20 protein-coding genes and 1 riboswitch are annotated in these 24,773 nt (G+C 66.6%); of the genes, 9 read left to right on the top strand and 11 right to left on the bottom strand.

Going from position 1 to position 24,773, the window contains the following annotated elements:
- Positions 1-50: 50 nt before the first annotated feature.
- A riboswitch (glycine riboswitch) is annotated at positions 51-153 on the bottom strand.
- Positions 154-452: 299 nt separating this feature from the next.
- The 3 genes from AC5P9P_RS07705 (at position 453) to AC5P9P_RS07695 (ending at position 3,177) form a co-directional block, all read left to right on the top strand.
- Entirely contained in the window at positions 453-1,679 is a 1,227-nt protein-coding gene (locus AC5P9P_RS07705) for a multidrug effflux MFS transporter (RefSeq protein WP_032966071.1), read from the top strand.
- Positions 1,680-1,819: 140 nt separating this feature from the next.
- Entirely contained in the window at positions 1,820-2,716 is an 897-nt protein-coding gene (locus tag AC5P9P_RS07700; RefSeq protein ID WP_049459388.1) for a siderophore-interacting protein, read from the top strand.
- 68 nt (positions 2,717-2,784) lie between these two features.
- Entirely contained in the window at positions 2,785-3,177 is a 393-nt protein-coding gene (locus AC5P9P_RS07695) for a hypothetical protein (RefSeq protein ID WP_005410623.1), read from the top strand.
- A 119-nt stretch (positions 3,178-3,296) separates the two neighbouring features.
- Here the strand turns inward: AC5P9P_RS07695 and AC5P9P_RS07690 are convergent, their stop codons facing one another.
- From AC5P9P_RS07690 to AC5P9P_RS07675, 4 genes are all read right to left on the bottom strand, one after another.
- Positions 3,297-5,261, bottom strand: coding sequence for a M2 family metallopeptidase (locus AC5P9P_RS07690; protein WP_033835369.1), 1,965 nt, complete (start codon positions 5,259-5,261; stop codon positions 3,297-3,299).
- Between the two features lie 644 nt (positions 5,262-5,905).
- Positions 5,906-7,555: a phosphoethanolamine transferase gene (locus AC5P9P_RS07685; RefSeq protein ID WP_049431416.1), complete on the bottom strand. Its 1,650-nt coding sequence runs from the start codon at positions 7,553-7,555 to the stop codon at positions 5,906-5,908.
- Complete coding sequence (locus AC5P9P_RS07680; RefSeq protein WP_012480985.1) at positions 7,552-8,304, bottom strand: phosphatase PAP2 family protein; 753 nt, start codon at positions 8,302-8,304, stop codon at positions 7,552-7,554. Before AC5P9P_RS07680 ends, AC5P9P_RS07685 begins: the two co-directional genes overlap by 4 nt.
- A 111-nt stretch (positions 8,305-8,415) precedes the next feature.
- Positions 8,416-10,119 carry an ArnT family glycosyltransferase gene (locus AC5P9P_RS07675; protein WP_049431415.1) on the bottom strand — a complete coding sequence of 568 codons (1,704 nt, stop codon included), beginning with the start codon at positions 10,117-10,119 and terminating at the stop codon, positions 8,416-8,418.
- Between the two features lie 131 nt (positions 10,120-10,250).
- Here AC5P9P_RS07675 and AC5P9P_RS07670 point away from each other — a divergent pair, with 131 nt between their 5' ends.
- On the top strand, positions 10,251-10,964 hold the full coding sequence (locus AC5P9P_RS07670; RefSeq protein ID WP_005410617.1) for a response regulator transcription factor: 714 nt from the start codon (positions 10,251-10,253) through the stop codon (positions 10,962-10,964).
- On the top strand, positions 10,951-12,237 hold the full coding sequence (locus AC5P9P_RS07665; protein ID WP_033834363.1) for a sensor histidine kinase: 1,287 nt from the start codon (positions 10,951-10,953) through the stop codon (positions 12,235-12,237). Before AC5P9P_RS07670 ends, AC5P9P_RS07665 begins: the two co-directional genes overlap by 14 nt.
- Positions 12,238-12,323: 86 nt before the next feature.
- Here the strand turns inward: AC5P9P_RS07665 and AC5P9P_RS07660 are convergent, their stop codons facing one another.
- Entirely contained in the window at positions 12,324-12,713 is a 390-nt protein-coding gene (locus AC5P9P_RS07660) for a VOC family protein (RefSeq protein WP_049431409.1), read from the bottom strand.
- A 127-nt stretch (positions 12,714-12,840) separates the two neighbouring features.
- On the opposite strand from AC5P9P_RS07660, the gene AC5P9P_RS07655 reads away from it, so the two are divergent.
- Complete coding sequence (locus AC5P9P_RS07655) at positions 12,841-14,091, top strand: DUF819 family protein (protein WP_005410614.1); 1,251 nt, start codon at positions 12,841-12,843, stop codon at positions 14,089-14,091.
- A 351-nt stretch (positions 14,092-14,442) separates the two neighbouring features.
- Here the strand turns inward: AC5P9P_RS07655 and AC5P9P_RS07650 are convergent, their stop codons facing one another.
- Both AC5P9P_RS07650 and AC5P9P_RS07645 read right to left on the bottom strand, forming a co-directional pair.
- Positions 14,443-14,667: a YbdD/YjiX family protein gene (locus tag AC5P9P_RS07650; protein WP_005410613.1), complete on the bottom strand. Its 225-nt coding sequence runs from the start codon at positions 14,665-14,667 to the stop codon at positions 14,443-14,445.
- Positions 14,667-16,748 carry a carbon starvation CstA family protein gene (locus AC5P9P_RS07645; protein WP_005410612.1) on the bottom strand — a complete coding sequence of 694 codons (2,082 nt, stop codon included), beginning with the start codon at positions 16,746-16,748 and terminating at the stop codon, positions 14,667-14,669. The genes AC5P9P_RS07650 and AC5P9P_RS07645 overlap by 1 nt, the downstream gene beginning before the upstream one ends.
- Positions 16,749-16,963: 215 nt before the next feature.
- Between AC5P9P_RS07645 and AC5P9P_RS07640 the strand changes: the two genes are divergently transcribed.
- The gene (locus AC5P9P_RS07640; protein ID WP_033834360.1) at positions 16,964-17,815 is read left to right on the top strand and encodes a pirin family protein; all 852 of its coding nucleotides are present in this window, start codon (positions 16,964-16,966) and stop codon (positions 17,813-17,815) included.
- Positions 17,816-17,943: 128 nt separating this feature from the next.
- Here the strand turns inward: AC5P9P_RS07640 and AC5P9P_RS07635 are convergent, their stop codons facing one another.
- The 4 genes from AC5P9P_RS07635 to AC5P9P_RS07620 all read right to left on the bottom strand — a co-directional run bounded on the left by AC5P9P_RS07635 (position 17,944) and on the right by AC5P9P_RS07620 (position 22,990).
- Positions 17,944-18,402 carry a hypothetical protein gene (locus tag AC5P9P_RS07635; RefSeq protein ID WP_005410610.1) on the bottom strand — a complete coding sequence of 153 codons (459 nt, stop codon included), beginning with the start codon at positions 18,400-18,402 and terminating at the stop codon, positions 17,944-17,946.
- A gap of 195 nt (positions 18,403-18,597) precedes the next feature.
- Complete coding sequence (gene aqpZ, locus AC5P9P_RS07630; protein ID WP_005414195.1) at positions 18,598-19,317, bottom strand: aquaporin Z; 720 nt, start codon at positions 19,315-19,317, stop codon at positions 18,598-18,600.
- A 121-nt stretch (positions 19,318-19,438) separates the two neighbouring features.
- Complete coding sequence (locus tag AC5P9P_RS07625; protein ID WP_005410608.1) at positions 19,439-20,302, bottom strand: pirin family protein; 864 nt, start codon at positions 20,300-20,302, stop codon at positions 19,439-19,441.
- Positions 20,303-20,926: 624 nt separating this feature from the next.
- Positions 20,927-22,990, bottom strand: coding sequence for a 3-hydroxyacyl-CoA dehydrogenase NAD-binding domain-containing protein (locus AC5P9P_RS07620; protein WP_033834357.1), 2,064 nt, complete (start codon positions 22,988-22,990; stop codon positions 20,927-20,929).
- A 235-nt stretch (positions 22,991-23,225) separates the two neighbouring features.
- Between AC5P9P_RS07620 and rpoE the strand changes: the two genes are divergently transcribed.
- On the top strand, positions 23,226-23,846 hold the full coding sequence (rpoE, locus tag AC5P9P_RS07615) for an RNA polymerase sigma factor RpoE (protein WP_005414197.1): 621 nt from the start codon (positions 23,226-23,228) through the stop codon (positions 23,844-23,846).
- Positions 23,843-24,724, top strand: coding sequence for a sigma-E factor negative regulatory protein (locus AC5P9P_RS07610; RefSeq protein ID WP_049402273.1), 882 nt, complete (start codon positions 23,843-23,845; stop codon positions 24,722-24,724). Before rpoE ends, AC5P9P_RS07610 begins: the two co-directional genes overlap by 4 nt.
- Positions 24,725-24,773: the final 49 nt, after the last annotated feature.

Raw genomic sequence — 24,773 nt, 5'->3', positions numbered from 1 at the left:
GTCAGGAAAGGGCACACGCACGGGCACAAGCCGCCGGTCGGCGGTCTGCGGGGCGCCCCTCTGTCCTTTTGCCTGAGAGTTTAAAAGCGCGGCGGACCGCAGCTTCGTGCCCCTTCGGCGCCGGATCGAACCGGTCTCTCCAGAGTTGTGTTACGGGTGGTATCGGGCCTGAGCGATTACGGGCGTTGCGCCTTCGGCAGCGGTGTTCCGCTTCTCCCACCGTGTTGCCCGCCGATTATAGCCCGTTGCGGGCGCGGCGGCCGCCTTCGGTCCTGGAGGCCGCGCCTGAATGGCCGATGGCCCGTCCGTGCGTTTTGTGCACTGCTGCATGGCATCAGGTGCAATCCCCACCTATGATGGGCGGATACCCGAATTCATCTGGCGCCGTCCCTGCTGCAGGGGACCGGCGCCCGCCGTGCGTGCCGCGCATGGCCCTGCCGGACGCCTTTCCCATGACCGCCGCTGTTGCTCCCTCCACCCGCCGCATGGCCCTGCTGCTCGCCGGCCTGGCCATGTTCGGTCCGTTCTCGATCGACACCATCTTCCCGGCGTTCCCGCAGCTGGCCCAGCGCCTGGCGGTGGACGAGGTGGCGGTGCAGCAGACCATCAGCGTGTATCTGCTGTTCTACGGCCTGATGAGCCTTGCGCACGGCCCGCTGTCCGATGCCTGGGGCCGCAAGCGGGTGATCCTCGGTGGCCTGGTGGTGTTCGTCGGCGCTTCGGTCGGCTGCGCGCTGTCCACCGACCTGACCACGCTGCTGGCGTTCCGTGCGCTGCAGGGCCTGTCAGCAGGCGTCGGCATGATCGTCGGCCGCGCGGTGATCCGCGACCTGTACCACGGACACGACGCGCAGCGTCTGATGAGCCAGGTATCGATGCTGTTCGGCATCGCTCCGGCCATCGCACCGATCATTGGCGGCTGGATCCTGCTCAGTGGCGCCGGCTGGCCACTGATTTTCTGGTTCCTGGTGGTGTTTGCGCTGCTCCTGCTGGCGGCCACTGCACGCTACCTGCCGGAAACCCATCCGGTGGAGGCACGGGTGCCGTTGTCGCCGCGCGTGCTGCTGCGTGATTACGTGCGCATCGGTTTCAACCCGCGGTTTCTGCGCCTGGCGCTGGCCGGCAGCATCGGTTTCGGCGGCATTTTCCTGTACATCTCCTCGGCGCCGGTGTTCGTGATGCAGCACCTGCATCTGGGCGAGGGTGGTTTTGCCTGGCTGTTCATCCCCACCATCGGCGGCATGACCACCGGCTCGTTCCTGTCCGGGCGCATGGCCGGGCACACCACGCCCACCCGCCAGGTGTCCATTGGTTTCGGCCTGTGTGCGCTGTCGGTGCTGCTGAATGTCGGCTACGTGGCGCTGTCGCCACAGTTCGTGCTGCCATGGGCGGTACTGCCGATCTTCCTGGGCGGCATGGGCATGGCATTGATCTTCCCGATCCTGGCGCTGGCGGTGCTGGACATGTACCCGCACCAGCGCGGCCTGGCCTCGTCGCTGCAGGCCTTCGTGCAGCTGATGATCAGCACGGTGGTGGCCGGCGTGGTGTCGCCGCTGCTCAGTGCCAGCCCGCTGCACCTGGCGCTGGGGCAGGCCGCGTTCTTCGCCGCCGGCTTCGTGTTCTGGTACTGGGAACACCAGCGTGAACGCGCGGCACAGGCGGCCTGCACGGGCCATTGAGCAGCGCGCAGGGGTAGGGCCGGCCGCTTTGCCCGCAACGCTTGCGAAGAGGAACGACCGGACTAGGCTGGGCACTCCAGCCAGCCGGTGCGTGGATGCACGACAGCCAGCCAATCCGATGTCGTTGCATGAGGTTCCCCATGGCTGCGCAGCAGACCTACCGCCTGTTCGAGGTGGCGCTGAAGGAGCGCCGCGTTCTTTCCCCTTCCCTTGACCGCATGGTGTTCACCGGTGCCGACGTGGCGCGGATGAAGACCGAAGGCCCTGACCAGCGCATCAAGGTGTTCTTCCCCTTGCCCGGCCAGGAGGTGCCGCAGGTCCCCAGCGGTGAAGACTGGTACCCACGCTACCGGGCCCTGCCGGACGACAAGCGCCCGCCGATGCGTACCTACACCATCCGCCAGTTGCGCGCCGAGCAGGGCGAGGTCGACGTCGATTTCGTCATCCATGGCGAAACCGGCCCCGCCTCGCGCTGGGCCATGCACGCCCGCCCAGGCGACCGTGTAGTGCTGCTGGCCCCGGACGCCGACTGTGCCGAGAGCAGCGAGGGCTGGGAGTGGAAGCCACCGGCCGGTGTCGGCCAGGTGCTGCTGGTGGCCGATGAAACCGCGTTGCCTGCGGTGGCCGGCATCCTCGAGGAACTGGCGGCCATGGTCGACCCACCGCGCACGCTGGCGCTGCTGGAGGTGGCGCAGGCCGGTGATGCGGTGCACCTGAAGGCGCCCTCCAGCGCCGAGCTGGTCTGGCTGCCGCGCGGGCAGGCCGCCTACGGACAGCGGTTGCTGCAGGCGGTCCAGGCGCGGTTGGCAGCGACCTCGGGCGTGACTGCCGGCGATGCGCTGGAGGAGATCGACGTCGATACGCAGATCCTCTGGGAGCAGGCCGATACCCGGGTGGCCGGGCCGCTGTACGCCTGGGTGGCGGGCGAGGCGGGGGCCGTGATGGCGATCCGTCGCCATCTGGTGCGCGATTGCGGGCTGGACCGCCGCGCGATCACCTTCATGGGCTACTGGCGGCACGGCAAAGTGCTGGACTGAGGGGTGTGAAGCGGTGCTGCGGGCGGGGTGCGCTATCCTTGCGCCCCCCTTCGCAGCGGTACCGCACCATGTCCACCAGCTCCAAGACCCGCCGCGACCAGCGCCGTCGCCAGGAAAAGCAGGCCGCCAACAAGGCCGCCGCGCAGGCCTCGCCGGTGGAGCCGCATGCGGAACTGCGCGATGCACAGCGCACCCTGCTGGCCGGTGTCGTGCGCCGCGACGGCGAATGGGTGCTGGGCATGGATGGCCGCATTGCCGGCCACAGCGAAAGCGCCGCACAGGTGCTGGCGCTGATCATGCAGGCCGGTGAGCTGCACGAACGCAACGGCACGCCGGTGCGCCTGATGTACTCCGATGCACTGCGCGATGCCGCACAGGCCGAAGCCAGGGAGAAGGGCCAGACCTTCGAGGAATTCAAGGCCGAGCTGGCCGCAGCGATGGCCGCGAAGAAGAACAGCTGACTGCTGTTTCGGTAGAGCCGGCCGCTGGCCGGCTGCCCGTTGGGTCTTCATCGCGTAGTTGCCGGCCAGCGGCCGGCACTACCGGAAAGGGACGGATCCTCGCGGACCCGCCCCTTTTTTCATTTTGCCGCCGGGGCCGCGTTGGCCTGCCAGCCGCACATCTGGCCTTCGTTCTGCTGCTTCAGCCACTCGTTGACCGGGGTGAAGTACTCGATCATCGGGCCGGCATCGAGCTTGTCGGTACCGGTCAGCTCCTTCAGCGTGGCCTGCCACGGCTGGCTGGCACCCTTGCTCAGCATCGCCCAGTACTTCTGGCCGGCTTCCTTGTTGCCGTAGAAGGTGCACTCATGCAGCGGGCCCTTGTAGCCGGCCGCATCGCACAGGCCCTTGTAGAACTGGAACTGCAGGATGCGCGCCAGGAAGTAGCGGGTGTACGGGGTGTTGCCCGGCACGTGGTACTTCGCGCCCGGATCGAAGAACTCTTCGCCACGGGTGCTGGCCGGCGCCACGCCCTGGTACTTGGCCTTCAGGTCCCACCACGCCTTGTTGTAGTTGTCGGCAGTAATCGAGCCATCGAACACGCCCCAGCGCCAGCGGTCGATCATCAGCCCGAACGGCAGGAACGACACGCCTGACAGCGCCATGCGCATCTGGTTGTTGATGACCGCCTCGCGGCTTTCGGTCGGCGCATCGACCAGGCCGATCGAGCTGAGGTACTTGGGCGTCATCGCCAGCACGATGGTGTCGCCGATCGCTTCATGGAAGCCGTCGTTGGCACCGCCCTGGAACAGCGGTGGCAGCGGGTTGTAGGCCAGGTCGTAATAGATGTGGCCCAGCTCGTGGTAGATGGTGGTGAAGTTCTCTTCGTTCGGCTTGATGCACATCTTGGTGCGCACGTCGCCTTCCATGTTCATGTCCCAGGCACTGGCGTGGCAGACCACGTCGCGGTCGTCAGGCTTGATGAACTGGGTCTTTTCCCAGTAGGACTGCGGCAGCGACGGCATGCCCAGCGACACGTAGAAGTCCTGCGCGCGCTCGGTCATCTGCTTGGCGGTACGCAGTTCGGCCTCGCGCTGCGCCTTGTACTGCGCGGCCACGTTGGCATCCTTGCCGGCCTTGGCCAGCGCCGCGCTCAGGTTGGTCTGGTACTGCTTTTCCAGCGCCGCGGTGATGTCCAGGCTGCCGGCGCCCGGGTACGGTTCCAGCTGGTCCCACAGGTTCGACCAGTCCTGCTGCCACATGTTGCCCAGCAGGTGCGCGGCGATCAGGCCATTGCCTACTTCGGCCTTGTCCTTGCCATAGGTCTTGTCCAGCTTGCCGCGCGCGTAGCAGTGCAGCTGCTCGTACATCGGCTTGACCTGTTCCCACAGGCGGTCGGTTTCCGGGCCGATCTGCTCCGGCGGCATGTCATAGCCGCTGCGCCACATCTGGCCGGCATCGGTGAAGCCCATGCCCTTGGCGCCTTCGTTCACCAGGCCGACGAACTTCTGGTAGTCGCCGCGCATGCTCTTGGTGGTGCTGTGCCAGCCCTGCCAGGCGTCAAGCTGCTTGTCGTAGTCGCGGCTGCGCGCCAGTACCTGTTCCAGCTCGCCCAGCTGGCGGCAGGAGTTCGGATCGTTGGCGTCGGTGCAGTACTTGCCGGCACCGTAGCTGCCTTCCATGCGGGTGGCGATCTGGGTCAGCTCGGCCAGCTTGGCCGGATCGCGCGGCGCCGGCATCGAGGACATCAGTTTCAGCAGGTGGATCGCACGCTTGCTGTCCTCGCTCATCGGCTTGCCGTCGAACTTGGCGGCCTGCTCGATCCAGCTGTTGAGCTGGGTCAGCGAGCGCTCGTTGGCCTTGGCCGCGATGCGTTCGGAATCACTGTTGATGTAGGTGGAAGACAGCCACTGCGCCGAGGTCATCTCCGGGTAGGCGGCCTTGAATTCGGCATTGATGCGGGCCACGAACTGGTCGGCGGTTTCGCCGGCCGGGGCGCTGCTGCTGGCGGTATCGGTGCCTGGGGCAGCTTCCTTTTTGCAGGCGGCCAGGGCCAGCGTGGCGGCGGCGATTGCCGAGGCCAGCAGGAGATGACGGTGTTTCACGGGCGGTCCTTGGGTGGTGAACGACGGCCGAAGGCTAGTGGGCCGTCGCTGCCACCGCAAGTGGCGGAAGTCGGCCGGGCGGCGCCCGGCACCCGCAGAGGCCTTCAAGCAACGGCAAAGGCCGAAGCAACAGCAACAGCGGACTGTCCGTGGTTTGGCGGGGCGGTGTTGGAGTGCGGGGACGCCGCAAGTACGTCCTTGTAGGCTTGGCAGCCGCATCCATGCGGCTGACACCCCGCACTCCGACACCGCCCCACCTCCGACAGATTCCATGTGCTGTCGGTAGGTGTCGACCTTGGTCGACACATCTGTCAGATATCGAATGAGTCATCCACGCATGGCGTGGATCTACTGTGTCGACCAAGGTCGACACCCACCAGGGCAATGCGTCGTTCCAACAGATCGCGGAAATCTGTCGAAGGCGGGGTGGGTCCGGTTGCGGGGGCGTGAGCCGCATGGATGCGGCGACCGAGCTTACATGGACGTACTTGCAGCGTCCCCCGCAACCGGACCCACCCCGCCAATCCACGGAATGCCAGCTTTTGCTTTTGCTTTTGCTGTTGCTGTTGCTGTTGCTGTCGAGGCTGCCGGCCAGCGGCCGGCACTACCGCGGGTGCAGGGCTGCAAGCCCTGCCGAACAACCCTCAACCTTCGCAGTTGGCGAACAGGTCGCGATCGCGCTCATACAGCGAGGTCTTCACCTGCATCAGGCCCAGCACCGACGGGAACAGGTTGTCGTGGTCGGTATAGGCCGCCGAACGCTTGCGCACGCACTGCAGGTCCAACCCACGGCTGCTGGCAAAGCCCGGCGAGAACCACATCGTCATCGGTACGCGGGTCTGCTCGGCCGGAGCGATCGCATACGGCACGCCATGCAGGAACAGGCCCTTCTCGCCCAGCGATTCACCATGGTCGGACAGGTAGATCATCGCCGTGTCGTAATCCTGCATGCCCTGCAGGGTGCCGATGGTCTTGCTCAGGAAATGATCGGTGTACAACACCGCGTTGTCATAGCTGTTGGTGATCTCTTCGCGAGAGCAACGGCCGATGTCACGGGTGTCGCAGGTTGGCTTGAAGCGCGCGAAGGCTGCCGGGTAACGCTCGAAGTAGGCCGGGCCGTGGTTGCCCAGCTGGTGCAGCACCACCACGCGGTCGCCGGGCTTGGCACGCACCTGGGTGGCCAGGTCCTGCAGCAGGATCTCGTCCATGCAGCGGCCATCGGCGCACAGCCCCGGCGTGGTCGCATCGGACAGCGACTGGAACTCCAGCCCTTCGCAGACGCCCTTGCAGCCGGACTGGTTGTCACGCCACAACGGTGCGATGCCGGCGCGGTTCAGCACGTGCAGCAGCGACTGGTGTGCACGGATCTTCTTTTCATCGTAGTCGTGACGTCCCCACGGCGAGAACAGGCACGGCAGCGACACTTCGGTGCTGGTGCCGCAGGAGTGCATGTCGGGGAAGTTGATCACCGGTGCCTGGGCCAACTCCGGGGTGGTGTTGCGGCCACCGTTGAGCCCCCAGTTCTGCGCGCGCACGGTTTCGCCCATGACGATCACCAGCAGGCGCGGCTTGCTGGCCGGGGCGCGTGGCGTGGCCTTGGCGTCGGTGCCGATCGGCAGCTTCGGCGCGCGCTGCACCGGGTTGTCGCCACGCAGCGCGCGCGGCATACCGAGCAGCACGTTGGCCGGGGTGGCGAGATAGCGTACTTCGCGCTGGTTGCGCATCAGCGCCGAGATATCCTGGAACGAGATCAGCGCACCGCCAACTGCGGTCGCCGCCGCCACGACCAGGAAGCCGAGTCGCCACAGCAGGCTGCGGCCCCAACTGCGTCGGCGCAGCTGCACGCGCCACAGCACCACCATCGGCAGCACGGCCAGCAGCAGCACCGGCCACAGCAGCGATACGGTCATCAGCTCGCGGCTCTCCTTGGGGTCGGTCGCCAGCACGTTGCGCAGCATGTCCGCATCCAGATAGATGTGGTAGCGGCTCATGTAGTGCGCAGCGAACGCCGTCACCAGCAGCAACAGGCTGATTACCACTTTGGCATTCCAGCGCCAGACCAGGATGCCCAGCAGCACGCCGTGTGCACCCAGCAGCAACAGCAGCAGCGAAAGCGCGTAACGCAGGCTGCCTGGATGGCTGGCCATCGCGCTGTGCCAGAACAGGCCGTTGCCGGCCACCGCGAAGAACAGGCTGGTCAGCGCGATCAGTGCTTCCGTGGAGAGCTGCGGCCGCCAGTTGCGAAGACCCGCAAGGGCGGGGAGGCGGGCGGGGCGTTGGACCGATGCACTCATGCGTTTGCCTCCTGGCGGTGGGGACGGTCCAGCTGACGGTGGATCAGAACATACAGGCCCAACGAAAGCAGCCAACATATCAACGCGGTGGCAATGTCATGCGAAAGGAAATGGGCGCCCCGCAACTGCTGGCTGATCCCGAACACCAGGCCGGTGCCGAGGCCGATCCAGAGCCCGGTCCAGCGCCAGGACGGCCGCCACAGCAACGCGAAGAAGTACAGGCAGAGCCACGCATAGCCTGCGCTGGCGTGGCCTGCCGGGAAGCAGGCCTGTGCCGGCATGCCTTCCGGGCGCAGGGTGAACAGACCGATGAAAGGCTGGTGGCCACCGTAGCGCAGCAGGTCCCACGGGCATTCCATCGGCACCAGCGACTTCAGCAGGGAGATCACGCCGGTGCCCAGTGCCATGGCAATTACGACATAAAGCAGCGCCCATTGCAGGGTGCGATCGCGACCCTTACGCCAGTGGTGGAAGCACAGCAGGATCACGACCAGCGCCGCCGCCGTGCTCAACCATTTGCCCGCCTTGTGCACGACGCTGCGGGTGATCCAGGCGTCCTGCAGCGCCCAGTGGCTGCCTTCAAGACGGAACAGGTGATCGGCCACCCATTGATCGCCGCCGAAGCCCATCAGCAGCGTAAACAACGGCAGACCGATTGCGACAGGCAGCCAGAGGTGAGTTACGGCAAATCGAGACGCCAGTGGTGATGTCGCAAGCGGCGCTACCGAATCAAGGGGACGGACGGGCATGCTGGGAAGGGGCGGTTCGGGAATCCGCAGTCATGCTCGTCACCTGGATGTCGGAGAAGGGTCGGATGCTCGTTCGTGCCGGGTTAATGTTCGTCCGGCACGTGTCAACGTTCAGTCTTCTTCGGCGGTCGATCCTGTCCGCTCGGCGTGGCACTCCGGGTTCCATGCGGTACCGGGAAGCAGTTGCCAACGATTCCTGTTGGCAACACCGATGTCGATCACTTTGGCCGGGTCCACGCAGGGGCTCATCGCATCGTCCAGCACCAGCAGCCAGCGCTTGTCCGGCGCCTCAGCGAGCCAAGGGCCGGCGTCATGCCATTGCTCTGCCCAGGGCCGCTTGAAGCCGAATTCGCGTACCGGGCGGTCGGCCTGCAGGAGGTTCTGCTCGCGCCAGGCCACCAGCGCCAGTTCGGCATCCGGTCCGATCCGCGCGCCGACCCGGCGCATCAGCGCTGACGCCGATGCATAGGGATCCAGCGCAGGGATCAGTACCAGGCCGTAGAGCATCCACAGCATGCCGTGGGTCAGCAGCACCAGCGTCGCCGCGCGGCGCACCCGCAACCACACGATCAGCGTGGCCAGCGCGATGGCGAAGGTCAGCAGGCCATCGCCCAGCACCGGCAGCAGGGTATCGGGCATGGCGCGGCGTTCCAGCTGGGCCACCGCCCAAGCGTGTTCGGTCAGCAGCATCACGCCCAGCGTGCCAGTGGCCAGCATCAGCACCACGCTGTAGCCGAACAGGTAGCGGCGAACGCACAGGCGGCGCAGCAGGCCGGGCAGCAGCGGGGCTACGGCCAGCGCCATCGCCGGCAACATCGGCAGCAGGTACACCTCGCGCTTGCCCGGGCTGGCGCTGAAGAACACCAGTACCAGCACGGCCCAGCCCAGCAGCAGCCACTGGCGGCGGTCGCCACGGCGGATACGGCGCCACCAGGGCTTGAACAGCATCGGCAGCAGCAGGCTGCCCGGCAGCCACAGGGTAAGGATCACCTGCAGGTAATACCAGGCGGGCTGCCGGTGGTGCCACGCATTGGCATAACGGGTGCCGGTCTGCTTGAACAGCAGCTCGTGCGCATAAGCCTGCAGTTCGGCACTGGGCGTGTGCAGCAGGGCCCAGCCCAGCGGCGCCAGCCACACCCCCACACCCAGCAGGAAGGCCGGGATCAGCCAGAGCAGGGTTGCCGGATGCGGACCCTCCACCGTGCGTCCGCGGCGGCGCTGGTACAGCCACCAGCCGAACCAGGGCAGCACCATTAGCAGCGGCAGGAAACCCACGCCCTTGGTCACCGTGCCGACGCCTGCGGCGAAGCCGGCCAGCCACAGGGCAGGCAGGTTGCGGCGTTCACACAGATGACGCATCAGGCCCCAGAGGGCCACGGTGGTCATGCCCACCAGCACCATGTCGATCTGCGCGCGCTTGGCCATCAGCCCGAACTGCAGGGTGCAGAACAGCGCAGCGACGGCGTAGATGGAATGTCGTGGCGACCATAGCCGCCGCGCCAGGTCCGACACCAGCCACAGGCTGAGCAGGGCGCCCAGCAACGACGGCAGCAGGAAGGACCACTGCCAGCTGCCGACGATCTCGTAGGCGGCGGCCTGCAGCCACATGAAGACGGGTGGCTTCTCCGCATACAGTTCCACGCCGCGGTGCGGCAGCAGCCATTGCCCGCTCTCGACCATGGTCCGGGCCGCCAGCACGAAGCGCGGCTCGTCCGGCGGCTGCGGCTGCCGAAGGCCGATCCCCGCTGCCAGCGCAGCAATGATCAGCAGCCACAACAGGGGCAGGCGCCAACGGCGGGGCAGGGCTACGGGCACGGCAGGCTCCGGGAGCAAAACGGCCATTCTGAGGTGGCGGGGGTGGGAAAAGCGTCAGAGCGGCGCCGGGGCGACCGCATTCCGACATGTGCGGCGCTACCATGGTACGAACTTCCGTGGATGTTTCGTGCATGCGTCTGTTGGTGATCGAGGACAACCGCCAGCTGGTGGCCAACCTGTTCGACTATTTCGAGTCGCGCGGGCATGTGCTCGACGTGGCGCCGGATGGCATCACCGGACTGCACCTGGCCGGGAGCCATCCGTATGACGCCGTCATCCTGGACTGGATGCTGCCGCGCATGGAGGGCCCGGAGGTGCTGCGCCGGCTGCGCGCCGAGCATGCATCGGAAGTGCCGGTGATCATGCTGACCGCGCGTGACGAGCTGCCGGACAAGATTGCCGGCTTCCGCGCCGGCGCCGACGACTACCTGACCAAGCCGTTCGCACTCCCGGAGCTGGAGGTGCGGCTGGAAGCGCTGCTGCTGCGTGCGCAGGGACGCAACCCGCGCAAGCGCCTGCAGGTGGGCGATCTGGTCCTGGATCTGGCCACCCTGGAAGCCCAGCGCGGCACCCAGGTGCTGCACCTGTACCCGGCCTGCCGCAAGCTGCTGGAAGTGCTCATGCGCGCCAGCCCCGGCGCGGTGACCCGCCAGCAGCTGGAATTCGCTCTGTGGGGCGACGAACCGCCGGATGGCGACCTGCTGCGTTCGCATGTCTACGAGCTGCGCCGCAGTGTGGACGGACCGTTCGCCGAGAAACTGATCCATACCCTGCCGCGGGTGGGTTACCGCTTGGCCGTGACCACGCCCAGCGATGCCGGCAAGGATGATGATGAAGGCGAGTAAGCCGGGGCCGTTGTACCGGCGCGTGGTGTGGTGGTTGCTGGGCTATCTGGCGCTGCTGTCGATCGCGGTGTTCAGCGTCGGCAACTACGTGCATGAACATGCAGAGCACGCTGCCTGGCGCGCGCTGCTCAATTCCGAACTGGACAGCATCGTCGAGCACACCGAGCACGAGCCGCACTATCGCTGGCAGGACTCTGACACGCTCAGCCTGTTCCGCTTCGATGAAGGCAACATGCCGGAAAGCGTGCGCATGCTGCACCCGGGGCTGCATGACGGGGTGCCGATCAAGGGGCGGCAGACTGCGGTGATGGTGCGTGACACCGGCTCGATGGGGCGGGTGGCGCTGGCGCTGGACATTTCCGACTTCCATGACCTGGAACAGTTCGCCACGCGCTGGGTGATGCTGGCCGGGGTGATCATGATCTTCGTCACCGTGCTGATGGCGTCGTTCGGCATGGAACGCATGGTGCGCCCGTTGAGCCTGCTGGCGCAGCACATCGCCGCGCTGCGGCCGGGGGTCCAGGGCCAGCGCATCGAGGTCGACCCGCGCGGCAGTTCCGAGCTGCACACCATTGCCGATGCACTGAACGACTATCTGGACCGCAACGAGCAGTTTGTGGAACGCGAGCGGGTGTTCATCAGCACCGCCAGCCACGAGCTGCGCACGCCGATTGCGGTGATGACCGGTGCCGCAGAGCTGGCACTGGAACAGCCGGGCCTGCCCGAGCGCGCGCGCCAGCAGATGCAACGCGTGCTGCGCACCGCGCAGAGCGTGGAGCAGCTGATCGAACTGCTGCTGGTGCTGGCGCGTGACCCGGCGCGCCTGGCCGCACGCGCCGAGCGCATCGCCCTGGACCAGCTGCTGCCGGAAATCGTCGACGACCATCGTCACCTGCTCGGTGACAAGGACCTGAGCATCGGCATCCAGGCGGCCCCGGTGGATATTGTCGCGCCGCTGGCCGTCGTGCAGGCCGCGATCGGCAACCTGCTGCGCAATGCCATCGAGAACAGTGGGCGTGGCCACATTGAGTTGCGCCTGAGCTCGTCGGCGGTGCTGACCCTGCAGGATCCGGGACATGGCATGAGCCCGGAGGAGATTGCGGCGATCCACGCGCGGATGGCCCGTGGCGAGCGCGCCGACCGTGGCGGCGGCATCGGCCTGGACCTGATCGCCCGGCTCTGCGAGCACCTTGGCTGGACCCTGCAGCTGCAGCCCTGCGAGCCGCGTGGCACGCGCGCCACGCTCGATTTCAGCGCTTCACGTCCGGCCTGAACCGGCCGTCCTGGTAGATGCCAACCTTGGTTGGCATGCTGCCCGTCGACCAAGGTCGACGCCTGCCCACGCAATGTCCGTTCGCATTACCGGCCGTTCGGCCGCGCCACATGCTGGTCGATCAGGATCACATTGCCGTCGGGATCGGCCAACTGCAGGTAGCCGGTGCCCCGGCCATGAGGGTCGGTACGCACCGCCAGTTCAATGCCCTTCGCATCCAGTTCCGCCTGCAGTTCACGTACATCCTGGAAGTGGGGCAGTTCCTGCTTGTGCTGGTCCCAGCCCGGGTTGAAGGTGAGCAGGTTGCCCTCGAACATGCCCTGGAACAGGCCGATGACAACGCCGTTGTTGCGCATCACCAGCCAGTTCTGCGCCGGCTCGCCACCGGTCACCGAGAAGCCCAGTGCTTCGTAGAAGCTGCGGGAGGCCGGCAGGTCCCTGACCGAGAGGCTGACGGAGAAGGCGCCGAGCTGCATGGGAGTGGCTCCGGGAGAGGGCAGCCGGCAGTGCAGCATGACCCGGCGTGAAGACAATGTTAATCTCGGGGTGCGCCGCTTCATGCGGCGCTTTTTTTTCCCGCTCTTTCGATCGACAGAGGATCCCATGCCGACCGAACCCGCTACTGCCCTGATCAGCAACGACATCGTTGGCCTGGGCCTGATTGCCGCCACCCTGGCCCTGATCTTCTGGGCTGCAAGTGGCCCGACCCCGTTGTTGAAGAAGATCTTCGCCTGGGTGCCGGCGCTGCTGCTGTGCTACTTCGTCCCCGCCATCTACAACACCGCCGGTGTCATCGACGGCCACAACACCTCGCTGTACAACCCGGTCGCGCGTGACGTGCTGCTGCCGGCCGCGCTGGTCCTGCTGACCTTGTCGATCGACCTCAAGGGTATTGCCAAGCTCGGCCCGAAACTGCTGATCGTGTTCTGCGCCGGTACCGCCGGCATCATGCTCGGCGCCATCGTCTCGTTCCAGCTGATGAAGCTGATCCACCCCGAAACCGTGGCCGGTGATACCTGGGCCGGCATGGCGGCGCTGGCCGGCAGCTGGATCGGCGGCGGCGCCAACATGGTGGCCATGCGCGAAGTGTTCGGCACCGATGCCACCACCTTCGGCCAGTTCGCGGTGGTCGACGTGGCCTGCGCCAGCCTGTGGATGGCCATCCTGCTGTTCCTGGCCAACCGCGCGCAGCAGATCGATACCCGCAACGGTGCCGATACCCGTGCCATCGATGAGATGAAGGCGCGCATCAGTGCCTACGAGGCGCAGAACGCCCGCATTCCCAGCATGACCGACCTGATGGTGATCGTCGGCGTGGCACTGGGCGGCGTCGGCCTGGCCCATGCCATCGCCGCGCCGCTGGCGGGCTGGTTCAAGGCCAATGTCAGCTGGGCCAGCCAGTTCAGCCTGGACAGCCAGTTCGTGTGGGTGATCCTGCTGTCGACAGCGATGGGCCTGGGCCTGAGCTTCACCCGTGCGCGCCGGCTGGAAGCTGCGGGCGCTTCGCGGCTGGGCACGGTGTTCCTGTACTTCCTGATCGCCTGCATCGGCATGCAGATGAACCTGCTGTCGCTGCTGGACCGGCCGTGGCTGTTCCTGCTCGGCGCGATCTGGATGGCCACGCATGTGCTGGTGCTGTGGGTGGTGGCCAAGCTGCTGCGCGCGCCGCTGTTCTTCTTCGCGATCGGTTCGCAGGGCAACATCGGCGCAGCCGCTTCGGCCCCCGTGGTGGCTGCGGCGTTCCATCCGACGCTGGCTCCGGTGGGCGTGCTGCTGGGCACGGTGGGCTACGCCACCGGCACCGGGCTGGCCTATGTCACTGGCCTGATCCTGAAGTGGATGGCCAACGGTTGAGTCCGGGCCGCCCCGGCGTCATGCCTGCGTAGATCCACGCCATGCGCGGATGCATTTCATGGGCCTCCATGAACATGGAAGGGGTCAGATCCGTTTCCCGGAGGAAACGGATCTGACCCCTGATGCATCTCGCCGCCACCGGAAATCTGTCGAAGGTGGGGTGGTGTCGGATGGCGGGGTGTCCGCGGCATGGATGCCGCGGCCAAGCCCCCAGGGATGGGTTTACGGCGTCCCCGCCATCCGACACCACCTCGCCAAGCACACAGAAACCCAGAGCCGACGCCTCAGCTGTTGCCGTTGCTCCGGCCTCTGCGGGCGCCGGGCTGCAAGCCCGGCACCCACCCTGGAACCTCAACAGCAGCGACCACCGTTGCGTCCGCCGTAGCGCGCTTCCTGGCGCTCGCGGAAGAACGTCTTGTAATCCATCGGCTCCTGGTCCGGATGCTTTTCCAGCATGTGCCGGACGTAGTTGTCGTAATCAGGAATGCCACAGCACAGTCGGGCGGTCTGCACCAGGCGCCGCCAGATGCGGCGGTGTGCCTGGTACTGGCCGGCGGGAACCAGTTGCGTGCTCATCACAGATCCACCATTTCATGCGGCTTCAGCGCCACGTACGGGGTCTCGCGGTCGCTGCGCTGAGGATTGCGGCGGGCCGCCAGGATGGTCTTGATCGAATACACCAGCACTGCGCCCACCACCAGCAGGAACAGCGCGGTCAGGCCGGTGTTGACGTAGGCGTTGACCACGATCTGCTTCATCTGCGCCACCGATTTGGCCGGTGCCGTGATGGTGTCGCTGGCGAGGGCGGCCTGGAACTTGTGTGCCTGGGCCAAGAAGCCCTGCGCCGGATTGCTGTCGAAGATCTTGATGAAGCCGGCGTAGGTGGTGCAGATCAGCAGCCAGATGGCCGGCACGGCCGTCACCCACGCATAGCGGTCACGCTTCATCTTGAACAGCACCACCGTGCCCAGCATCAGCGCGATACCCGCCAGCATCTGGTTGGAGATGCCGAACAGCGGCCACAGCGTCTGGATGCCACCGAACGGATCGACCACGCCGGTGTAGAGCAGGTAGCCCCACAGCGCCACGCAGCCGGCGGTGCCGATGATGTTGGCGGTCCACGATTCGGTCTTCTTCAGGGCCGGCACGAAGTTGCCCAGCAGGTCCTGCAGCATGAAGCGACCGGCACGGGTGCCAGCGTCGACTGCCGTGAGGATGAACAACGCTTCGAACAGGATCGCGAAGTGGTACCAGAACGCCATCATCGCGTCGCTGCCACTGGGAATCGCTTCGTGCAGGATCTGCGCGATGCCCACCGCCAGTGTCGGTGCGCCACCTGCGCGATGCAGGATGGTCGGTTCACCAATGGCCGCCGCGGTCGCGGTCAGCTGCTCGGGCGTGATGGTGAAGCCCCAGGTGTTGGTGATGTAGTGCGCCGCCGAGGCCGCATCGGCACCGATCACCGCCGCCGGGCTGTTCATCGCGAAGTAGATGCCCGGATCGATGATCGAGGCCGCCACCAGCGCCATCACCGCCACGAACGATTCCATCAGCATGCCGCCGTAGCCGATGTAGCGCATGTGCGCTTCATTGGCCAGCAGCTTCGGCGTGGTGCCGGAGGAAATCAACGCGTGGAAGCCGGAGACCGCACCGCAGGCGATGGTGATGAACAGGAACGGGAACATGCCGCCCTTCCATACGGGGCCATCACCACTGGCAGCGAACTGGGTCAGCGCCGGCATCTTCAGTTCCGGCATCACAATCAGGATGCCGACGGCCAGTGCGATGATGGTGCCGATCTTGAGGAAGGTCGACAGGTAATCGCGGGGGGCCAGCAGCAGCCACACCGGCAGCACCGAGGCGACGAAGCCGTAACCGATCAGCATCCAGGTGATCTGGGTGCCGGTGAAGGTGAAGGCCGGGCCCCAGACCGGATCGGCGGCGACCTTGCCGCCGTACCAGATCGCGGCCAGCAGCAGGATCAGGCCGACCACCGAAATCTCGCCGATCCTGCCGGGGCGGATGTAGCGCATGTACACGCCCATCAGGATTGCGATGGGCATCGTCGCGATCACCGTGAACATGCCCCACGGGCTTTCGGCCAGCGCCTTGACCACCACCATCGCCAGCACCGCCAGGATGATGATCATGATCAGGAACGCACCGAACAGCGCGATGGTGCCGGGCACCTGGCCCATCTCTTCCCGCACAAGATCGCCCAGGGAGCGGCCGTTGCGGCGGCTGGACAGGAACAGGACCATGAAGTCCTGCACCGCGCCGGCCAGCACCACGCCCACCACCAGCCACAGCAGGCCGGGCAGGTAGCCCATCTGTGCGGCCAGCACCGGTCCCACCAGCGGGCCGGCACCGGCAATGGCGGCGAAATGGTGACCGAACAGCACGTGCTTGTTGGTTGGCACGTAGTCCAGGCCATCGTTGTTGATCACCGCCGGGGTGGCCCGGGTCGGATCGAGCTGCATCACCTTGTTGGCGATGAACAGGCTGTAGAAGCGGTAGGCCACCAGGTACAGCGAAACGGCGGCGACGACGATCCACAGGGCATTGATGTGTTCGCCGCGGCGCAGGGCCACGGTGCCCAGACAGAAGGCGCCGAGCAGGGCGAGTACCGCCCAGCCTATTTTGGAAAACCCTTTCATGAGGTGCTCTCTCCCGGAAAGACAGTCAAAGAGTCCCGCGTGCCCTCGGCAGGGTCAATTGGCACAGGACGAATCGGCGGTAGTACTTTGGTCGTACGCTTGTTGTGCTGGCATGCAGCGAACATCAGGGATGGAACAATCGGTTGCGGCGCCGTCCATTGGCGTGCGGCCATGTGGCGTCCATCTTCAGTGGCATCCATCCAACAGGAGTCGCCATGAGCTTTCCCGAACCGGTCCGCGTACTGCGGACCATCCGTGGCATGCCCACCTCCGACGGTGCCGGCGTGCGCCTGACCCGCGTCATCGGCGGCCCGACGCTGCCTGACCTGGACCCGTTCCTGCTGCTCGATGAATTCGGCACCGACCGTGCCGAGGACTACATCGCTGGCTTCCCGGAGCATCCGCATCGCGGTTTCGAGACCGTCACCTACATGCTCGACGGGCGCATGCGGCATCGCGACAACCACGGCAACGAGGGCCTGCTTACCCCGGGCAGCGTGCAGTGGATGACCGCAGGCCGTGGCCTGGTGCATTCGGAAATGCCCGAGCAGGAAAGCGGTCAGATGCGCGGCTTCCAGCTGTGGGTGAACCTGCCGGCGAAAGAGAAGATGACCGAGCCGAAGTACCAGGAGTTCGCGCCCGAGCGCATTCCCGTGGTGCGGCCGGACGCCGGCGTGGAAGTGAAGGTGATCGCCGGCAACGTGGATGGCACGCAGGGCCCGATCGTGCAGCCGGCCACCGATCCGCTGTACCTGGACATCACGCTGGCCCCGGATCGCGCCTGGACCTATGCCTTGCCGGAAGGGCACAACGCCTTCGCGTATGTGTTCGAAGGTGCGGTGACGGTGGGTGAGCAGGACGCGGCGCGCGACGTCGCCCGCCAGGAACTGGCGGTGCTGGGCGGTGGCGAGCAGCTGCATCTGTCGGCCGGCAGCGAGGGTGCGCGGCTGATCCTGGTGGCTGGTCGTCCGTTGCGGGAACCGGTGATGCGCCATGGCCCGTTCGTGATGAACACGCGGCAGGAACTGATGCAGGCCTTCGTCGATTTCCAGGAAGGCAAGTTCTGAGGCGGTGCCGGCCGTTGGCCGGCAACTGCCTGCGGTCACGGCGGATCGAGGTGCCGGCCAGCGGCCGGCACTACCGTCAGGTCGGCTCGCATTGCGGGGATGCTGCAAGGCAGTCATCCCCGCCATCGTCAGTTGCCGGCAGCCACGGCCGACGGGGTCAGGCTCATCCCCTGCGCCAGCTGTTGCAGCGAACCCAGTTCCTGCGCGCTGTCCGGATACAGCGAAATCTGCGCGTAACGCCCTTTGTCGAGCTTGACCACGCTGATGCGGCGCTCGGCATAACCGGGCGGCTGCTGGCCTCCCAGATCGGGCTGGTACCAGTACAGTGATTCACCGCCGAAGCTGCCCTTTTCGTGGCGCAGCGAGCGGTTCAATGGAAGGTTGGGATCGCGTGCACTGAGCATCAGGCTCAGTACCTCGCGGCCATCGCTGGTGCTGGCGCGGCAGACCAGGAAATCGGCCTGTGCCTGCTGTTGCCACTGCAGGCCGCTGTTGGCCGGCAATGAAGGACATTCGGTGGGAGCCTGCGCGGCGGCCTGGGCCGCAGCGAACAGCAGGCTCGACAACACTACAGGCGCGAACTTCATGCATCCCCCAAGGTGGTGTGTCGTGGCTCCGTCGGATGGACCGGCGGCCTTGGCATCCCATCCCCGGATGCCCCGCCGGCCGGCATGTGCACGGACGGTCAACTCAACCTTAACGGAACGTGAGCGATCGCACAAATTGCGGTTACAAGCGTAACCATTGCGGCCGAAGGTCAGCCGCAATGGTCCGCACAGGCCTCAGCGGTCGTTGCCGAGCCACTTGTAGATGATGCCGCCGATCGCACCGCCCAGCAGCGGGGCGACCCAGAACAGCCACAGCTGGCTGACCGCCCCGCTGCCGGCGAAGAAGGCCACGGCGGTGGAGCGGGCCGGATTCACCGAGGTGTTGGTGACCGGGATGCTGATCAGATGGATCAGGGTCAGCGACAGGCCGATCGCCAGCGGCGCGAAGCCAGCCGGTGCCTTGCCGTGGGTGGCGCCCATGATCACGATCAGGAACACGGCGGTCAGCACCACTTCGCACAGGAAGGCCGCCGCCACGCTGTAACCGCCGGGCGACAGCGCACCATAGCCATTGCTGGCGAACGCACCGGCCTGGCTGCCGTCGATGGCGAAGCCGCTGGCCCCCGAGGCGATCTGCAGCAGGATGAAGCCGGCCAGCAGGCCACCAGCCACCTGGGCGATGATGTACGGCACCAGGTCCTTGGTCGGGAAGCGGCCACCGGCCCACAGGCCGACGCTGACCGCCGGATTGAAGTGCGCGCCGGAGATATGGCCGAACGCATAGGCGCCGGTCACCACGGTCAGGCCGAAGGCGAGCGCCACGCCGAGGAACCCGATGCCCAGCGGATTGCTGTCACCGCCGAACTTGGCGGCCAGCACCGCACTGCCGCAGCCACCCAGAACCAGCCAGAACGTGCCGAGGAATTCGGCGGACAAGCGTTTACCCATGCTCATGTGTTGCACTCCTTTGACGGTCGAAAGTGTGATTTATGTCACATTTCAATGATCAGCGGGTGACTGTAGCGTCAACGCCGGGGGCAGGCATACACCTTCGGATGTGTGCAACACGCGATGTTCAGTACTGCGGCAGCGGGATGAATTCCTTGTCGTCGCCTGGAATGGTCCCGAAGCGGCCGGCCTCCCAATCGTGCTTGGCCTGCTCGATGCGTTCCTTCGAGCTGGACACGAAGTTCCACCACAGGTGACGCGGGCCATCCAGCGGCTCGCCACCGAACAGCATCGCCTTCACCGGCGTCTTCGCGCGCAGGCGGCCGCGTGCGCCGGCCTCGGGAATCACCAGATGCTGTGCAGGGATGTCCACGCCATCCAGCTGTGCGTCGCCTTCGAGGATGTACAGCGCGCGCTCGCGGTGGCCGTCGTCGATATCGATCTCCGCATCCGGGTCGAGATCGATTGCCACGTTGAGGGTGTCGGCGAACACCTTCACCGGCGATTCCTCGCCATAGGCGCGGCCGGCGATGACGCGCAGCCAGGCACCGTTGCGGCGCTGCTCGGGCAACGTAGCCGCGGCGTGGTGGTAGAACGCCGGTTCGATTTCCTCGTGCGATTTCGGCAGCGCCACCCAGGTCTGCATGCCGTGGATCGGGTTGTCGTGATCGCGGTCCGGTTGCGGCGTACGTTCGGAATGGGCGATGCCGCGGCCAGCGGTCATCCAGTTGACGTCTCCGGGGCGGATCACCTGGTCCGAACCGAGTGTGTCGCGATGGCCGATGGCGCCCGACCACAGATAGGTGACGGTGGCCAGGCCGATATGCGGATGCGGGCGCACGTCGATGGCCGTGCCGGGATGCATGAGCGCCGGGCCCATCTGGTCGACGAACACGAACGAGCCGATGCTGCGCGCCTGCAGGGTGGGGACGGCGCGACGGACTTCGAGTCCGCCGATGTCGTGCACGCGCGGGGCGATGATGGTGGTCATGCGGGCGTTCTCGCTGGCAGGGATCAGGTGATCAGCATCGCATGCGGCTGTGACGGGCACATGCCCCGTATGGGTAACAGGGTGTTCCAGCCAACGGCGCAGCCCCTCGTGGCTGTGGGGTTGGTCGCGTAAAGCAAAAGCCGCGCTTGGCCGGGCGGGGTGGGTTCGCGGGGGACGCCGTGAATCCGTCCGTGGAGGCTTGGCCGCGGCATCCATGCCGCGGACACCCCCGCGAATCCACCCCGCCCGACCTCTGACAGTTTCCGTGTGCGTCCAGCCACGGAGAAGAAAAAAGAAAATCAAAGTCAAAATCAAACGCTGGTTGCTTCGCTCCTGGTGGCGGCCCAGGTAGCCACCCACCCGTTCGTAGTGATCCACACCGGAATCGAGATTCACCGACCGTCACCGGGAAACTGTCAGGGGTGGGGCGGTGTGGGCAGGCAGGACCGTTGGCGCCATGGATGGCGCCATCGAGCCCCCATGGATGGGTTTACGGCGTGTCCTGCCTGCCCACACCGCCCCGCCCAACAAACAGAAAAGCCAGAACCGGCTGTTGCTCTGGCTCTGGCTCTGGCTTCGGCGGTTGCCTCTGCGGGCGCTGGGCCGCAGGCCCGGCCGATGAACTCAAATCACCGGTTCGCGCAGGGCGGGGTTGTCCCAGCCCGGGCGCGGGGCAAAGCGGTCGCCGTGACGCTGCTGCAGTGCCTTCAGCCGCTCGACGATCGCATCGGCACCGACCGCACGGATGTGCTGGATCGGACCACCGCGGAACGGGGCAAAGCCGGTACCGAAGATCACGCCGGCATCCAGCAGGTCCGCATCGGCCACAACGCCTTCGTGCAGGCACGCCACCGCCTCGTTCAACAGCGGCAGGATCAGGCGGTCCTCCAGATCGGCCGGGGCCTGGTAATCGCTGGCCACGTCCGGCTTCTTCGGCTTGCCGTTTTCCCAGGTGTAGATGCCCTGGCCGTCCTTCTTGCCGCGCTTGTCCGGCTCCACCGTCTGCAAGGCCGCTGGAATCTGCAGGCCCAGGAACGGCGCCAGTTCGCGGCCGACGCCGGCGGCCACGTCCAGGCCGACGGTGTCGATCAGTTCGATCGGGCCCATCGGCATGCCGAACTTCACAGCGGCCCTGTCGATCACCGGGCCCGGAATGCCTTCGGCATACGCGGTGGCGGCTTCCAACATGTACGGGAACAGCACGCGGTTGACCAGGAAGCCCGGGCTGCCGGCCACCGGTACCGGGAACTTGCCCAGCGCCTTGCAGAACGCGGCCAGGCGGCGCTCGGTCTCCGGCGCCATGCCGTCGTGGTGGATGATCTCCACCAGTGGCATCTGCGCCACCGGGTTGAAGTAGTGCAGGCCAGCGAACTGCGCCGGGCGCTGGATGTGGTCGCGCAGTTCCACCAGCGGAATCGACGAGGTGTTGGTGGTCAGCAGCGCGTCCAGCTTCATCTTCGGTTCCAGCGTCTGGTACAGCGCACGCTTGGCTTCCGGGTTCTCGATGATCGCTTCGATCACCAGGTCGGCCTCGGCCACGCCGTTGCCTTCCAGGTCGGCACGCAGGCGCGCGGCCACGGCGGGGCGCTTGCTCTCGTCGCGCACCTTCTTGGCGAACAGCGCCTGCGCGCGCTCCATGGCGGGGTCGATGAAGCGCTGCTCGCGGTCCTGGAGAGTCACTTCAAAGCCCTTGTAGGCGGCCCAGGCGGCGATGTCACCGCCCATCACGCCGGCGCCGACCACGTGCACGTGGCGGATGCCGGAATCACCACCACCGAGGCCCTTCAGGCGTTCGGTCAGGAAGAAAATGCGGATCAGGTTGCGCGCGGTCGGGGTGCTGGCCAGCTTCACCACGGCGCGGCGTTCTGCATCCAGGCGTGCCTGGATCGGCTTGCCGCCACTGCGCTGCCAGGTGCTGATCAGCGCGTAGGGCGCCGGATACTGGTCCTTCTTGGCCTTGCGCGCGACCTGCTTGACCATCTGCGGTGCCAGCAGCGTGCGTGCCAGCCAGGTGTTGGTGGCCCAGGCCGTTGCGCGCTGCTTGAACGGGCGCGTGGTGCCGGACAGCGCCAGCGCCACGGCGGTGTCGAGCACCACGGCCGGTGCCACCACCTTGTCGACCAGCCCGATGCCACGCGCGGCCGAGGCCGACAGCGTACGGCCGGTCAGCATCATGTCCATTGCCGCGGGCGCGCCGACCAGCTGCGGCAGGCGCGCGCTGCCGCCCCAGCCCGGGAAGATGCCCAGCTGGGTTTCCGGCAGGCCGATTCGGGTGCTGCTGTCATTGGAGGCCACGCGATAGCGGCAGGCCAGCGCCAGCTCGGTGCCGCCGCCCAGGCAATGGCCGTGGATGGCCGCCACGGTGGGGCAGGGCAGCTCGGCCAGCTTCTGGTAGGTAGCCTGGCCGCGGCGGATGGCATCGTTGACGGTGCCGCGACGGTCGAACTCCTGGAACTCCTTCAGGTCCGCCCCGGCAATGAAGCCGGCTTTCTTCAGCGACTGGATCACCACGCCCTTGGGCGGGTCCAGTGCAATGCGCTCAAGCAGGTCACCCAGCTCCAGCAGCACATCCTGCGACATGGCATTGACGCTGCTGTCCTGGCGATCCAGGGAGAGGACCACCACGCCGTCGTCGCGGATCTCGGGGTGCCAGTGGCTGAAGCGGAGACCATCGAAGCCTGAGAGCATGGACGTTCCATCCGGTTGTGTATGGAGAAGCGGCTATGATCCAGAGGTTGTTTCCCCCGCGTCAAATCCCAATAGCAGGGGAGTGGCGACCCCGGATCCATGGCCGTGGACCGGAACGCTAACGGAACGGTGGTTAAAAGCTGGTGCGGCGCCGGGTGATCGGCGACTGAACTTTTCCCGGGATTGGCAGTCTCATTGCCCGACGTCGGTTGGGCTGACAGGAGTGCGGCCCCTCATGGCCGAGGTTGATACACCACAGGAGCTGGATCTGGAACTGGTCCGGCGCGTGCAGCACGGCGAGAGCGCCGCGTTCGATGTCCTGGTGCGCAAGTACCAGCATCGCGTGGTGGCCCTTGTCGGCCGCTACATCGCCGACTGGAGCGAATGTCAGGACGTCGCCCAGGACACTTTCATCCGCGCCTATCGCGCGATCGGAAGTTTCCGTGGCGACGCCCAGTTCTCAACCTGGTTGCATCGAATCGCCGTGAATACTGCCAAAAACTACCTGGCTTCACACAATCGACGGCCACCGACCGATGACATCGACATCGGCGACGCCGAACAGTTCGACAGTGGTACGCGCCTGCGCGACACCGACACGCCCGAACGCGAGTTGATGCGCCAGGAGCTGGAACAGACGGTGATGAAGGCCGTCAACGCGCTGCCGGAAGAGCTCCGGTCGGCGATCACCCTGCGCGAGGTGGAAGGCCTGAGCTACGAGGAAATCGCGCAGAAAATGGGGTGCCCGATCGGCACCGTGCGTTCACGGATCTTCCGGGCGCGCGAGGCGATCGACACCGAACTCCGGCCGCTGTTGGACATCGGCAGCGCCACCCGTGAGAAGAGCCGCGTATGACCAGTAATCCGTTCAACGAATCGCAGAACCATCAATCGCCCGCCGGGCAGCGCCTGGACCAGCGCCATCGCGAGCAGCTGTCGGCCCTGGTCGATGGCGAGCTGGGCGCCGATGAAGCGCGCTTCCTGCTGCGGCGGATGGAGCATGACCCCGAACTGGCCGGCTGCCAGGAGCGCTGGCAGCTGCTGGGCGACGTGATGCGTGGGCAGGCGTCGGCACTGGCCCCGGCGGGGTTCAGTTCCGCCGTGGCTGCTGCCATCGCCGCCGAGCCTGCGCCGCAGGCCGAGCCGCGCCGTCAGGTGCGTCGCAGTGGCTGGCGGGCCTGGGGCGGTGGTGCCGCACTGGCCGCTTCAGTGGCAGCGGTGGCGCTGTTCATGGGCGGTGAGAAGCTGAAGGAAGCCACCCCGGGCGAGCCGTTGGCACCTCAGGTGATCGCCAGCCAGGCGGAGCTGCCGACCGTGCCGACCGATCCTGCCCCGGTTACCGAAGCCTCTGCAGACACGGCCGCGATGGCTGTGGCGGCGGCTCCCGCCCTGGCGATGGCCACTGCCGGTCGCCGCCAGGACACCCGCCGCGCCAGTGCCACCCGCAGCCAGCAGGCCGCGCGTGCCGCCCAGCGTGAGGACGTGCCGCAACGCGCGGTGGCTGCTGCGCAGGCGCCGCTGACCCCGACCATACCGGCCAATGGCAGCCGCAACATGCCGTTTGGCGAGGTCGGTGGGCTGCAGGCGCGACCGTGGCCGCGTTCCAGCCTGGCGCCTGCCGCCGGCGGCGCGCTCAATGCCAGCTTCCCGGCCCATACCGGTGGCGCCGCCTTCTACCCGTTCGAGCCGCGCCTGCAGGACGACCTGCCGGTGCCGCCGCGCCCGCGCGACTGAGCCGGGCGCTTTCACGCCCCGCCTTCAGCGGGGCCCGTATTCCTCTTTC

The organism is Stenotrophomonas sp. YJH_SMC_14-1 (assembly GCF_059372275.1).
Note: the sequence above shows the minus strand (reverse complement) of the source record. Positions and strands in the feature narration are given on the sequence as shown.